This is a genomic window from Paenibacillus sp. UNC217MF (assembly GCF_000686865.1).
Classification (GTDB): domain Bacteria; phylum Bacillota; class Bacilli; order Paenibacillales; family Paenibacillaceae; genus Paenibacillus_B; species Paenibacillus_B suaedae.
The window spans coordinates 112,466-125,708 of record NZ_KK366030.1 but is presented as its reverse complement, the minus strand read 5'-3'; the positions used below and the strand labels follow the sequence as shown (position 1 = coordinate 125,708).

Annotated in this window: 11 protein-coding genes; 3 read left to right on the top strand and 8 right to left on the bottom strand. The window is 47.9% G+C overall.

Annotated features, from left to right (window positions below):
• Positions 1 to 244 precede the first annotated feature (244 nt).
• Positions 245 to 646 carry a GNAT family N-acetyltransferase gene (locus BP95_RS0127485; RefSeq protein WP_021252649.1) on the top strand — a complete coding sequence of 134 codons (402 nt, stop codon included), beginning with the start codon at positions 245 to 247 and terminating at the stop codon, positions 644 to 646.
• A 137-nt stretch (positions 647 to 783) separates the two neighbouring features.
• On the opposite strand, the gene uvrC is transcribed toward BP95_RS0127485, so the two are convergent.
• Both uvrC and trxA read right to left on the bottom strand, forming a co-directional pair.
• Positions 784 to 2,943: an excinuclease ABC subunit UvrC gene (gene uvrC / locus BP95_RS31510; protein WP_051614208.1), complete on the bottom strand. Its 2,160-nt coding sequence runs from the start codon at positions 2,941 to 2,943 to the stop codon at positions 784 to 786.
• A 190-nt stretch (positions 2,944 to 3,133) separates the two neighbouring features.
• Positions 3,134 to 3,454 carry a thioredoxin gene (trxA, locus tag BP95_RS0127475; RefSeq protein WP_005551049.1) on the bottom strand — a complete coding sequence of 107 codons (321 nt, stop codon included), beginning with the start codon at positions 3,452 to 3,454 and terminating at the stop codon, positions 3,134 to 3,136.
• Positions 3,455 to 3,701: 247 nt separating this feature from the next.
• Between trxA and BP95_RS33390 the strand changes: the two genes are divergently transcribed.
• On the top strand, positions 3,702 to 3,851 hold the full coding sequence (locus BP95_RS33390) for a hypothetical protein (RefSeq protein ID WP_005551050.1): 150 nt from the start codon (positions 3,702 to 3,704) through the stop codon (positions 3,849 to 3,851).
• 158 nt (positions 3,852 to 4,009) lie between these two features.
• Here the strand turns inward: BP95_RS33390 and dnaI are convergent, their stop codons facing one another.
• The 6 genes from dnaI to BP95_RS0127440 all read right to left on the bottom strand — a co-directional run bounded on the left by dnaI (position 4,010) and on the right by BP95_RS0127440 (position 12,224).
• Positions 4,010 to 4,957, bottom strand: a complete 948-nt coding sequence (gene dnaI / locus BP95_RS0127465; RefSeq protein WP_021252647.1) for a primosomal protein DnaI — start codon at positions 4,955 to 4,957, stop codon at positions 4,010 to 4,012.
• 30 nt (positions 4,958 to 4,987) lie between these two features.
• On the bottom strand, positions 4,988 to 6,502 hold the full coding sequence (locus BP95_RS0127460) for a DnaD domain protein (RefSeq protein WP_021252646.1): 1,515 nt from the start codon (positions 6,500 to 6,502) through the stop codon (positions 4,988 to 4,990).
• Positions 6,503 to 6,775: 273 nt separating this feature from the next.
• Positions 6,776 to 7,582: a phosphotransferase gene (locus BP95_RS0127455; protein ID WP_028533735.1), complete on the bottom strand. Its 807-nt coding sequence runs from the start codon at positions 7,580 to 7,582 to the stop codon at positions 6,776 to 6,778.
• An 86-nt stretch (positions 7,583 to 7,668) separates the two neighbouring features.
• Entirely contained in the window at positions 7,669 to 9,513 is a 1,845-nt protein-coding gene (locus BP95_RS31505; RefSeq protein WP_051249847.1) for a S9 family peptidase, read from the bottom strand.
• Between the two features lie 198 nt (positions 9,514 to 9,711).
• A complete protein-coding gene (gene abc-f / locus BP95_RS0127445; protein WP_036667648.1) occupies positions 9,712 to 11,451 on the bottom strand; it encodes a ribosomal protection-like ABC-F family protein in 1,740 nt (579 codons plus the stop codon).
• Positions 11,452 to 11,930: 479 nt separating this feature from the next.
• Positions 11,931 to 12,224 (bottom strand): YuiB family protein, encoded by a 294-nt coding sequence (locus BP95_RS0127440; protein WP_028533733.1) that lies wholly within the window; start codon positions 12,222 to 12,224, stop codon positions 11,931 to 11,933.
• A gap of 250 nt (positions 12,225 to 12,474) precedes the next feature.
• On the opposite strand from BP95_RS0127440, the gene hemQ reads away from it, so the two are divergent.
• Positions 12,475 to 13,227, top strand: a complete 753-nt coding sequence (gene hemQ, locus BP95_RS0127435) for a hydrogen peroxide-dependent heme synthase (protein WP_021252641.1) — start codon at positions 12,475 to 12,477, stop codon at positions 13,225 to 13,227.
• Positions 13,228 to 13,243 lie beyond the last annotated feature (16 nt).

Sequence of the window (13,243 nt, the reverse complement as noted above, 5' to 3'; positions counted from 1 at the left end):
TTTTACACGGAAGGCTGTTTCTCATTGGGGGGGACTTTGTTTGAACATCCTCTCGCTCATCCAGGTATGGGGGTGTATTTGTTCGCTAAGTGACGTCTTTTTGTTCGATTGCAAGAAGATTGGTATGAGGAAGATCAATTCACTCATGTTTCACTATCAACAAGATCACACTTGAATCACTTGCGGGAAACGTGCGGGAAGTGCATCATTTAGCTATGTTGAGATAGGGAGTGTAGGTTGTACTATGGAAATTCGATATGAATCGGAACTTCCAACACCAGAGGAGATATATGAGTTGTATGAATATCTTCAATGGAACACTTATTTGGGGCTGTCACAAGAAAAGCTGCTAAAGGCGATGCAGCAAAGCTACTGCGCTATTTACGCCTATCATGAGGAGCAGTTGATCGGCACGGGAAGAATTATTTCAGATGGGATAATAAATGCGTACTTGTGTGGGCTGGGCGTTCATCCAGACTATCGAGGCCAAGGGATTGGGACTGCAATCAGTCGGTTGCTAATGGAGCAGTGCAGCAATCAAAACCTGCATCTTCAGTTTTTCTGTGAAGAAGAACTCGTTCCATACTATGAAAAATTAGGCTCTACCGTATTTGCCGTGGGGATGAAGCCTGCGAATAAGAGATAATGCGCAGTGGGTGCTTCGTTCGGAGAGCCCTCTACAAAAAAACATGACTGAGGCAGCCAGTGAGCCAAGGCCTCAGTCATGTTTCATACTTCTTATATCGTCGATCTTATTAGAGCATTCAGCACATACCACCGAGGCTAATCGGCGCTATTGTTCGGTTCATGCTCACGCTCGCTTCCATCCGGCTGATCCTCTGTATCAAGGAGTCCATCAGGTGTAAGCTGAGCACTATCTGATCGCAAGGCATCCAGAATCGTTTGAGCAAGTTTCTCTCCGATCCCTGCCTCGCGCAATTGTTCGATCGATGCTTCCCGAATCTTCTTCAATGATCCGAAATGCTTCAACAGATGCTTGCGCCGCTTCTCGCCTATACCTGGAATTGAATCGAGCGCTGACGCGACCATAGACTTCGCACGCCGCTCCCGATGGAACGAGATTGCGAAGCGGTGAACTTCCTCCTGAATGCGCTGTAGCATATAGAATTCTTGGCTGTCTCGTCCAAGTGCCACAATTTCAGGCGGATCACCGGCCATCAATTGCGCTGTCTTATGCTTATTGTCCTTCACGAGACCGCACACTGGTATCGTCAAGCCAAGCTCATTCTCCAGCACATCAAGGGCAGCGGACATCTGGCCTTTCCCACCGTCCACAATAATCAGATCAGGCATGTCGAGCTGTTCTTTCAAGACCCGCTCATACCGTCTGCGGATGACCTCGCGCATCGTTTCATAATCATCCGGCCCTTGCACTGTGCGTACCTTGTACTTCCGGTATTCTTTCTTCGCGGGTTTGCCATCGATAAAGACCACCATAGCCGATACCGGGTCTGAGCCTTGAATATTCGAGTTGTCAAAAGCCTCAATACGGCGGGCATTGTCGATGCCAAGCGCTTCTCCGAGTCGTTCAGCAGCACGCAACGTACGATCCTCATTGCGTTCCTGCATCTTGAACTTCTCATCGAGCGCAACACGCGCATTTTCCATCGCCATCGAAATCATCTGCTTCTTCAGCCCGCGCTTCGGAATGTGCACTTTGACGTTCAGCCACTGCTGAAGCTCCTCGGCACCCGCTATACTGCCATCCGAGCCGCCATCCGCTTCCTCATCGATAGACTCCGCCTGCGTAGGCTCATGCTCATCCTGAATTGCAGCATCTTGTGCATGCTCATCAGCATCAGGATCTACGCTGCCCGCGTCCTTCTCTCCTCCATCTTCCTCGCGAGTGAATAGTCCAAGGCGATCCGAATTAGGGAGCAGTATTTCCTTCGGCAGCGCAGGATTCTCACTATAAAATTGGGTAACGAACGACATGAAGTCTGCATAAGGTTCCCCATAGAATGGGAATTTGGTTGCATGCCGTTCGATCATTTTGCCTTGTCGAACATATAGAATTTGAACGCACATCCAGCCTTTATCTACGGCAAAGCCAAATACGTCGCGATCAAGCTGATCAGCCGTATTAATGTTCTGCTTTTCCATAATGGCACGAATCGCGATCAACTGATCCCGATATTCCTTAGCACGCTCGAATTGCATCTCTTCAGCGGCTTCTTCCATCTTCCGCTGCAGTTCCTTCTTAATCTCCTCATGTCCACCGCTTAAGAACTTCGCGATTTCCTGCACCATCTCTTCATACTGTGCCTCTGTTACCTCGTATACACAAGGCGCAAGGCATTGTCCAATATGGTGGTACAAGCACACTCGATCCGGCAATGTATTGCACTTGCGTAGCGGATATAAGCGATCAAGCAGCTTCTTCGTCTGCGTTGCAGCGAAGGAGTTCGGGTATGGGCCGAAATACTTCGCTTTGTCCTTCAGCACACGACGTGTAACCTCAAGCCGTGGATGGCGTTCATTCGTAATTTTAATATATGGGAACGTCTTATCATCCTTGAGCAGCACATTATATCTAGGATGATGCTGCTTAATTAGATTACATTCCAAAATGAGGGCTTCCATGTTACTGGAAGTGACGATATATTCAAAGTCGCGAATTTCCGAGACCAGCCGCTGTGTCTTGCCATCATGGCTGCCATTGAAATAAGAACGCACTCGGTTCTTCAACACTTTGGCCTTACCGACATAAATAATGGTTCCCTCATGGTTCTTCATAAGATAGCATCCTGGCGAATCAGGAAGCAAAGCCAGCTTATTGCGTATTCGTTCCAATGCCTGTTCCCGTTCTGCAAGTTCCTCTGGCGACAGCTCCTGCTGCTCGTCCGTAGAATAACGTTCGTTCCAACGCTCCTTCCAGCGAACTGCCCGCCAATTGGATTGGTTGTTGTCTATTTCGCTCATCGTCCTCCCCCTTTCTTCTATAATACGAATATATGATCCTATTGTATACGAGCGGAGACATAAGAAAAAGCCCTCCCACAACGGGAAGGGCTGGCAATCTATAGCTTGCGCTTCGACCACATCAAGCTCATTCAAGCTGTTCCGCAACAGAACAGACCTTCTATAGGTTGTCCTCTGTGGACAATCTCGATTATTGATGCTTGCTGATCAAGTTCTTCAATGCATCCTTGGAGTTCAAGCCTACAACCTTATCAACAGGTTGGCCGTCCTTGAACACGATGATTGTAGGGATGCTCATTACGCCAAAGCGAGATGCGGATTCAGGATTCTCATCCACGTTTACTTTTGCAACAGTCGCTTGACCGTTTACTTCGCTTTCCAATTCATCAAGAATAGGAGCAAGCATTTTACAAGGGCCGCACCATGGCGCCCAAAAATCGACCAATACAACGCCTTGCTGACCTTCAACTTCAGTCTTGAACGTTTGGTCGGATACGTTAACGATAGCCATATTTGGTTCCTCCTTTATGTGAGAAGCTTACAATTTGAGTCAACATGTAAAGTATACCACAGTTCAAGGTTTTATGTGAAATTCGCACCTCATTTTTGCATCCAATTTGTCACATCCTAAGAGAGCGCTGTCTTTACAGTAACGACGCAGTTCGGTATACTAAAAACGATAAGAAATTGGGTGAAAATACCTGTCACTGCCATGACATACGTCATTGCAACAGACATGTAAGATAGGAGGCCCCTTGATGGAAGCGAGAGCAATTGATCCGCGTGAGCATGTGAACGAGGAACCGCGCAACGATTTCTCCGATCTGATGTTCGGGTTCGGTGCAATGGCCGGATTTATGACGGTTGTCTTCTTCGGCATGGTTATCGTGAAGTTCATCATCTCCTAACCCTGGCTACGGTGCGTTCCCTTCGTGGAACGCACCACAGTGGTATCCACAGCTCGTGAAATAAGCCCGGTTCGCACTAGATGCGACCGGGCTTTATTGTAATTTGTATGGAGCCACTGAAACAAGGCTCGTATACAACACTCATTGGATATTCAACTTTACTTTCCACGCTTGTTCCGACCTTGTACGTGCACCTCTTTGACAAATGGAGCGATCCGATTCATCAGTCGCTCGGCCTTATGGACATCCTCACCTTCACGCGTGAAGCTAAAGTGCTTCTGCAAGGCTTCCATATCATAATTCGACGTATAGAACGTAGGTTTGCGGTTCATCCGATAATTCAAGATCGAGCCAAGCACATGATCCCGAACCCATGGCGTTATATTCTCAGCACCAATATCATCGAACACGAGCAGATCGGTTTCCTTCATCATCTCAATGGTCTCCCGCAGCCTTTGCGGCTCCTGGAACATCGACTTGAGCTCTTCTACGAACTCAGGCATATACACGATAACCCCCGTATAGTTGGCACGGGCAAGCTCATACAATACATAGCTCATCAAGAAGGTCTTGCCGGTTCCGAACGATCCTACGAGATACAATCCCTCTGACATTAAGCCTTCGCTCTTCGTCTTCTCAATATATTCAATGATGCTTAAAACAGCAGGCGTCCGTTCAATATCATTCTCAAGTATTTCAGATGCCGAATACCCCCGCTTCAATGCAGTCTCGTCCACATAGAAGGAGCGTACTCGATTATGAATCGCCTGCTGGCGTTCACTTGCCAGCAGCTTCTTGCAGGGCACCTTCCGATCATAGATATAATTGTGCCCATTCAAGTTGTCAGCGCTCAACATCGTGTAATGTCCATGGAAGTCATTTGGGCATTGATCCAAGCCCGGACAATGGGAACAATGATCATATTCCGTTACATACTGATACAGCTTGTTCATATTGATGCGAAGGTCGCGTTCCGTCAGCTCTGGATACTTGGAGCGAAATTGCATGATCTGCGGATCAGTAAGCAGCTTTTCAATTTTTTGTTCCGCATGAGCTCTGCGGGCATTAACCGGCAATTGCTTCAATATATCTCCGATTGATTCCATACTTCGCACCTCCATTCTGATCTAGCTCTATTATACGCGCCCTTCGTCCAAACGTCGCGCTAACTCACGTGCGCGCTCCAACTCCTCGGGTGACAACCCTGATCCAGCTCCCGCTCCACTAGGCTGCACGACCGGAATCGAAGGCTTGGCTGCTTTGTTATTATAGCGGCCACGCGAACGAGGCTGTCTGCTTGCATCTGCACGAGAGGCTTGTGTTCGGCCTGCTCCATTCACCTGCGTCTGCTCACGCGTATACGTAACTGCTTGTTCATACGTACGAATCTGCTTGACCAGCATATTGGACACAATCGCCTCAACGAAGTTCCGGTTCAATCTGTGCTCCGATCCGCTTACCAGCATCGTCATCAAATAATGAATAAGAACATTGATAACCTCATCAGGCATCTTATAATTCAAGTCCATCTTGGTAAACATATCAAGGAATGAGTCCGGAACAGCACCCGGGAAGAACTTCTCAAGCAGCTGCGTATACGGTGTATTGCGAAGCAGCATATTGTATTGATGAATATCGCATTTATCACGGAATTGCGGCGGCACTTCTACATAGAATTCCATTTGCACCGCGACTTCCTCTTCATGATCTTCCTTCACTTGATCCTTCTGCTCAATCCGATGCTGCACTCGCTCGCGATGTTCGCTTCTTCGCTTGTTCTGACGGAAGTGAAGGTGGGCCCGGTGCTGAAGTTCCTCCAGTGCAACTACCCCATCCTGCGAGAAGACACCGTCTTCATCCAGCAAGCGGCACAGTTCCTGAAGAGTCAGCTCGAACTTGCGGACAACGTAATTAATTGTGCCCATACTTTCTTTATTGTATCGAAGTTGTTCTACGAACTTCCGATTATAGGATTGCTTCGGGAACCGCATAATAATATCTGCATAATTGATGTCAACGGATTCTGGATCGGAATCTGAAATTGTCGTTCGGCTCGGGGCTACTTCCTGGAGCGCCTGTTCCAGCTCGAAATCAATGACATGCGTATTTAGTCGGAACAGTTCATAGAAAGGAACAGATATGTTCTCCCGCTGCATATTGGAGGCGACTCCTTCATAGGGATCATCCGTCGTAAACTGCTGGCGCAAGGATAGCACCGCATATTTGCCGACCTTATCCCGTAAGAGAAGCGTCAAATGCTGTGTCTCGAAAAATTCCTTCGGAGACAGCGGACACTGCATCTCATACTCATACATACAATCATCCATATCTGGCAGCATCACTCTTGACGTGTTCAACAAACCTACAGCTTCAAGCTTGGAGGCTTGCTCTATGAAATACGTACGCCCCTTCTCACTTGGCTCCAATCCAAGAAGCAGGAACAACCGGCGCTGCGCATCTATAGCGGAATACCCCGTCTTGTCCGGTGCTACATGCTGGCAGAGAAGCTGATACATGCCGATCGCAAATGCCCCCACCATTGGCTGATACACATGGGACAGCATCTTCTGATCCAACTCGCTTAAGCTAAATTCTCGGTAAGTCACATAACGATGATGTTCTGTAAAATGGTGCATATTCGACATCCGCATCGTCGTATCTTTCTCTCCTTCCGCTCTTATCAGTCCACCTATTGTAACATAAATGGGGTTCGCTCGTCCGACAAAATCGTGGTAAAAAAGACACGCTATACCGATCGCAAACAGCATCAAAAAAAGCGCAGAGAGCAATTTATATGCTCATCTGCGCAGGTCGAAATATGAATATATTCTATTCATGATTTATGATTGTCTGCTCAAACAAAATCACGCTACAAGGCGATCGATCGCTTTCAATGAACGCTCCTGAATTGTGTAATACTTTATTCAATCCGATATCCACTCATCGAAATGATCAGATACAAACTGAATTTCGCTTTCATAATGCGCTAAATGTCCTTCTTCCACCATTTTTTGAAAGGCAGGATTTCCATCAGCGGCACCCGTTCTCAATGTATGGCACAGCGCAGTCAAACGCTCAATAATCCACCGCCGCAAATCGTTAGGCACCGGAATACCATACGCTTCAAAAAACAAATGAATTCGCCGACGGCGCTCTACAGCGTGCATATCTGCTCGGTATGCTACTGTATTACCAACACTATGATCCGGTGCGAAACTGGAAAGCGGAACCGATGTGTATAGAGAATACGCAATGTCCCACATACGCGGACCAGGGCCGGCCATGTCAAAATCAATTAGCGCCACAGGCGCCTCTTGTTGAAAGACTACATTATACAATGCAGCATCATTATGACAGATTACTTCATGCTCGCCTTCATCAGGATAGCTAAGCTGCCATTTTCCCCCTCTTAGGAAAGCGAACCCTTCTGTCGCATCATGGAACCGGCGCTGAAGACGCGCCAAGCCTACAAGCGTCTCGCCCGACCACATGTATGGTTCAAGGTCAGGGTAGTTGTTCCCTGGAGCTTCTCCAGAAATAAATGACAAGATTTCACGATCAGAGTCATCGATTCCGAGAAATCTAGGCGCCCCCTCAAAACCTTGCTGCTCCAAATGTAGCAGCAGTTCATGTACAAACGGACTCCAATAGCCTGTGGGGCGGCGAACCGTGTTCGCCATGCGCACAATATGATTCACATTGCCGCCTGTTAATACTTCCTCCTGCGTCACTTGCTTCTTACCTCATTTCTTGTACGCTGCACATTGATGTGATCCATCCGTTTTAATAGATGGCAATGACCGCTATTCACGTTCTGCTAATCGACATGTTCTGCCGCAACTGCTGACACCGCTTCTTGTTCATGATGTCGCTTCAGGAATTCGACGATGCCTCGATAGACACGCATCTCATTCTCTTTCTTAGAGAATCCATGTCCTTCATCATCCAGTACAATATATTCCACCTCGCGCCCAAGCTGGCGAAGTTTCTCAACAATCTGATCAGACTCTTCCTTCACAACGCGAGGATCATTCGCCCCTTGAATAACCAGCATCGGATTCGTCATGCTCTCCAAGTACGTAATCGGAGAATCCGTGATGAAGCGTTCCTTATCCTGTTCCGGATCCCCTACCCATTGCTTCATAATAGGCTTCCAATGATCCGGTACGGAATGATAGAACGTGAATAAGTTGCTGACACCGAAAATATCGACAGCAGCTCGGAAGTAATCGGCATGTCTTCCAGCAAGCAGAAGCGTCATATAACCTCCATAGCTGCCACCTACCACGAAGAGGCGCTCTTTCGAAGAGATGCCCTGCTCGAACAACCACTCCATCCCTGCCACACAATCGAGACGCGGCCCTTCACCCCAGTCGCCTTCGACAAGCTTGACGAAGGAGCTGCCATAGCCTGTGCTGCCGCGGAAGTTCGGTGCGAATACATGGTACCCTTGTGCAAGGAAGTATTGGAACATACTGCGGAAAAAGCGGCGTTCCGCGGACTGAGGCCCGCCATGCGGCCAAAAGATCGTATAACCGTTCGCCAGTTCATCCTTTGCACGGAACAGCAGTGCCTCGATTTCCATCCCATCGAAGGACGGATAGGTCACTACCTCAGGATCAACTAATTGCTCAGATGTCAGACCAACCGGCATATTTTGCGTAAGCTGAACCCAAGCTGTGCCTTCCTCCAGCTTATAGATATTGGTCGGTGTAACCGCACCACGATTAAGGATGTACAAGGCTCCCGACTTAGCAACGTGAAGCTGGTTCAAGATTGGCGTCGGCATCTCGATTGCTTCTGGCGTGCCTGTATCAAGAGGAATACGGTACAATCTATCCTCTACTCCGACCTCTGTCACGAGATAAAGCGTCCGTGTATCCTTATGCCACTTGAGTTCCATGCCGCTCTCATGCTCAATTCGGCACAATTCAGCATATTGCTGGGTAGGAATATGGTAGGTAGCCACATAAGCGAACTCTGCCTTGTAGTCTGTCAAGAAGGCGACCGTATCCTCATCGACAAAGACCGCACTCAAGCTCAGATGCACCTCATCCGCCCCAGCTTGAGGAATAAGAGGGAAATCCCCCTCTTCCGTGCGTACGTAGCAAACTTGATAGGTGTTGCCGTAAGATTTGGCATACACGAACTGCTTCTCACTCGGACTTACTGCCTCCAGCTGATGCAGAGCACCCTGCCCCTCAATAAGCAGTTCATCCTGCTTCGTACGGAGATTGTATACACGAGCATTCAAAAAGGACGGGTTATTCCGGCTCGTGCAATAATAGATACGCTCCCCGTCATCAGACAAATGTGCAAAATAGAACTTATCTTTTTCATCTGCCTCAAGCAACGGCAGCGGATTTCCTCCCTGTGTCGGAAGCGCATACATATGATAGTTCTCATCGCCGTCTCTGTCGAAGCTGCAGAGGATATGGCGCTGCTGCGGATCAATCGAGATAAAATTGCTTACTTGATTGTTATAAGTTAATGGATATGGGAAAGATGGCTTGTCTTGGTTCAAATCTATGGCCCACAAGTTGTTATGACCATTCAAGTTACTGCTGAATATAAGCCTTGTCTCGTCCAGGCTCACCGTGAACTGGCGGATGACTGTCGATTGAAAATATTGTTCAACATCAGGTGTTGGAAATTGCAACAACATGCTTCTTCCTCCTTATATGCCCAAACATTGGGTTAAGTGGTATATGAATATCCAAGATGTATAATAGTTCCATCATAACGTGTTCATAGATCGAGGTAAAGCCCCCTACCTTGCACACACAAACCGCAGCACCTCCTTGCAAATGCTGCGGCGGTTGGGGTTGTGTATGCTCCGCTGAATTGTTAAGCTCCTTGCTTATTGCTGCTTGCGCCGCTTAAGCAGCTCCGTATATTGCCGCTCCAACTCTTCGATGTTGTCTCCCTTGCGCGGAGCAGACAAACGTCCAATCAAGTCTGCCCATTCCAGATCCAGCTTCAATCGCTCCTCAGCCGACATCGATGTGAGCGATTGTTCATTTTTTAGAGCTTCCTGTGCAAGTACAAATTCTGAAGAGCCTCCTGCCTCAGCAGGTCGAGGGCGCTGTCGCTCACGAAATGCTTCAATCGTCATCCATTCCAGCTCGCCGTCACGGAACACAATCGTATGGGTAGCCGTTCGATTCAGCAGCATGCGATCATGCGTCGCGAACAGGATCGTCCCCGGATACTCAAGCAGTACACGCTCCAGCTCCTCACGCGTGTCGATATCCAAATAGTTCGTCGGCTCATCAAGCAGCAGCATATTTGCTTCGCTCATGAACAGTTTGGCGAGCTGTGTCTTCACCTTCTCGCCCCCACTTAGCTGCCATACCGGCTTCAACGCCTCATCCCGGCGCAGTCTAAGCCGAGCCAATACCGTCCGCACCATCGTCTGATCATAGACGCTCGACTTCAATACATTGTCCAGTACACTGGCCTGCAGATCTAAGGCATACAGCTTCTGATCGAAATATGCCATTCGCGCACTAGGAGAGAAGCGAATTCGTCCTTCCCCCATCGTCACATCTCGATCTCCTGCAGATCTCAGCTCATAGGCCTCCACCAATCGACGGAGTAAGGTTGTCTTCCCAGCTCCATTCGAACCGACTAAGGCGACACGCATATTCGGCCGAATGCTGAAGGAACTGCTCTGTAACAACTCACGGTCGCCTGCACGTAGCGCAAGCCCTTGAACCTCCACAGCCTGCTTGCTGCGAATCGGGGCATGGCATTCCGCATTGAACAACACCTGCACCTGCTCAAATGGCTTTTCCACGACCTCCAGCTGATCAAGACGCTTCTCTATCGCCTTAACCGTCTTCTCTACCTTCGCCTGCTTGCGATTGAAGTGTGGACGCGCAAGCCTCATTTCCTTACTGGTCAATCCTTTTTTAGGCTTGCCGACCTTACTTGCATGTTCTTTCTTCTCTACAATCGCTTCCTGCAATCGGCCTCTCTCCGCGACATAATTGTCATACGAGCGTTGGTGCTCCAGCCGCAGTCGTTCCTTTTCCCTGCGATAATCCTCATATCCGCCAGTAAAGACATGAATCTGTTCGTTCTCCACTTCCCAGATTCTCGTTGCCACATGATTGAGCAGCGTTCGGTCATGTGAAATGAACAATAACGCGCCTGTCCTGGAATATTCGATCATTCGATCCTCAAGCCACTCCATTCCTTCCACATCCAAATGGCTTGTCGGTTCATCGAGCATCAACAGTCCTGCACCTGCGTTCATGGCCTCATTCAATCGACGCTTCGTCCGTTCGCCGCCACTTAATGTTACTTCCTCTGCTTCTTCCTCCCGCACATCATCTAGTTGTGGCACGAAAGATGTTACTACATTGCAGACTACGTTTCCTTCATCTGGCTCTACCATGCCAGCCAATATACGCTGCAATGTTGTCTTCCCGACTCCGTTGGCGCCAATAAGTCCGATTCGATCTCCTGCATAAATGCGAAGAGAACCGTCCGTGCGGAACAAGCGGCGATCAGCTACATAGGCTGCCAATTGGTGGGCTTCCAATACAAGATGGCCCGATTTATGTTTGAATTGTGCTATATGGTTGTTAGTCATAAAAAAACCTCCCTGGGTAACCCAGAGAGGATAGTGTGCATACGGCTGCAAGCTTGCGCTTCACTTATGATATGGAATCGAACAAGTATGCTATGCACGTGCCTATACACATATGCCACAGCAAACCGTCCTAAGCAGCGATGCGTCTCTCCCCAATTCTCCTCATTCAAAATTGACACAGAGGTAATGAGTACAAGTGCAGCACCGTGCGTTATTCCATTACAAAATAAGTGATGAATGATGCAAGCTAAAATATAACGGCCGATATCAATCTGCGAAAATGGGCAGACCTATCCTCTCTGAACGTACATTTTGAAATATAAAGCTGTCAAAATGACTTCTATCAGATCAGATTAGTTCTCCATCGCAGTAGATACCTTGCCCTTTCATTCGAATAAAATCTTACGCATAGAAAAGTTCTGATGCGATCTGTATCATTGTATGCCAATTTACTCAGATTTATCAAGTACAATTTGACATTAGAACATCTGATATCCGCTCTTGCGCAAGAAATGAATCGTCTTTCCGCTAATATATGCCCCTGCAAGTCCAGCTATCGCCGTTAAATATCCCTGCAAGCCAATGCCCGCCAAATTGTCCATAATCGATACACCCTGCTTCCACAGCATAATGACCATTGCTGGCAGCAATACGACTAAATAGATGCCGATCGGGAACCACGTTGTCTTCATCAGCATGTTCAAAATAAAGCCAATGCCGAACATCATCACGAAGAATAGCACCATTAAAATGAAGACCATTATCCAGCCCAACATGTTGCAACCCGCCTCCTGCTTCGCTTCGTACAATCTATTATTATCCAATTAAATATCCATATTTCGCTAATTCCTGAATAGTCTTAGTGTACTTGTACCAGGGCCAAAAATCAACGAACATTCAGTGACATTTATCACCTCTTAGTTGAATGCACTGCAAATAATAGCTACAATGACTTTAGTATGGCGATTTACACAAAAGTGGTTGTGGTACACAATCTTTTACGATAACGGAGGATAACGCGATATGAATGAAGCAGCTTTAACGCTCGACGGTTGGTATGCACTCCATGATTTCCGCACGATCAACTGGGCTCAATGGAAAAAAGCGGACGATGAAGAGCGTGCGCATGCGCTTGAGGAATTGCAAACGTTATGGTCGGAATGGTCCGAAACGGAAGCAGATAAGAAGGGCAGCACTGTCGTATACAGCATCGTAGGCCAAAAAGCCGACTTTGTCATTTTCCACCTTCGTGAAACACTCGAAGAGCTTAACGCGCTTGAAAATGCGCTGAATAAAACGTCTTTCGCTCAATTTACAACACCAACTTATTCCTATGTCAGCATCGTTGAATTAAGCAATTATATGACGAAGCCAGGATCGACCGAAGATCCAATGGAGAATCCGGAAATTATCGCGCGTCTGAAGCCAACCTTGCCGCAGAGCAAGCACATCTGCTTCTATCCAATGAACAAGAAGCGTGACTTGGCCGACAATTGGTACATGCTGTCCATGGAGGAGCGCCGCAATATGATGCGCAGCCATGGCATGATCGGCCGAGGCTATGCGGGTAAAGTGAAGCAAATCATCACAGGCTCGGTAGGTCTGGATGATTGGGAATGGGGCGTTACGTTATTCAGTGACGATCCGCTTCAGTTCAAGAAGCTCATTTATGAAATGCGCTTCGACGAAGTGAGCGCCCGCTTCGGCGAGTTCGGCTCCTTCTATGTAGGCAACCTGCTTACACCAGATACCCTGAATGATATGATGAAAATTTAATGAGATTCATCCGTAT

Excerpts from the sequence above, each read along its gene's own strand:
- BP95_RS0127485 (WP_021252649.1), top strand. The coding sequence starts at position 245 with ATGGAAATTCGATATGAATCGGAACTTCCAACACCAGAGGAGATATAT.
- uvrC (WP_051614208.1), bottom strand. The coding sequence starts at position 2,943 with ATGAGCGAAATAGACAACAACCAATCCAATTGGCGGGCAGTTCGCTGG.
- trxA (WP_005551049.1), bottom strand. The coding sequence starts at position 3,454 with ATGGCTATCGTTAACGTATCCGACCAAACGTTCAAGACTGAAGTTGAA.
- BP95_RS33390 (WP_005551050.1), top strand. The coding sequence starts at position 3,702 with ATGGAAGCGAGAGCAATTGATCCGCGTGAGCATGTGAACGAGGAACCG.
- dnaI (WP_021252647.1), bottom strand. The coding sequence starts at position 4,957 with ATGGAATCAATCGGAGATATATTGAAGCAATTGCCGGTTAATGCCCGC.
- BP95_RS0127460 (WP_021252646.1), bottom strand. The coding sequence starts at position 6,502 with ATGCGGATGTCGAATATGCACCATTTTACAGAACATCATCGTTATGTG.
- abc-f (WP_036667648.1), bottom strand. The coding sequence starts at position 11,451 with ATGACTAACAACCATATAGCACAATTCAAACATAAATCGGGCCATCTT.
- hemQ (WP_021252641.1), top strand. The coding sequence starts at position 12,475 with ATGAATGAAGCAGCTTTAACGCTCGACGGTTGGTATGCACTCCATGAT.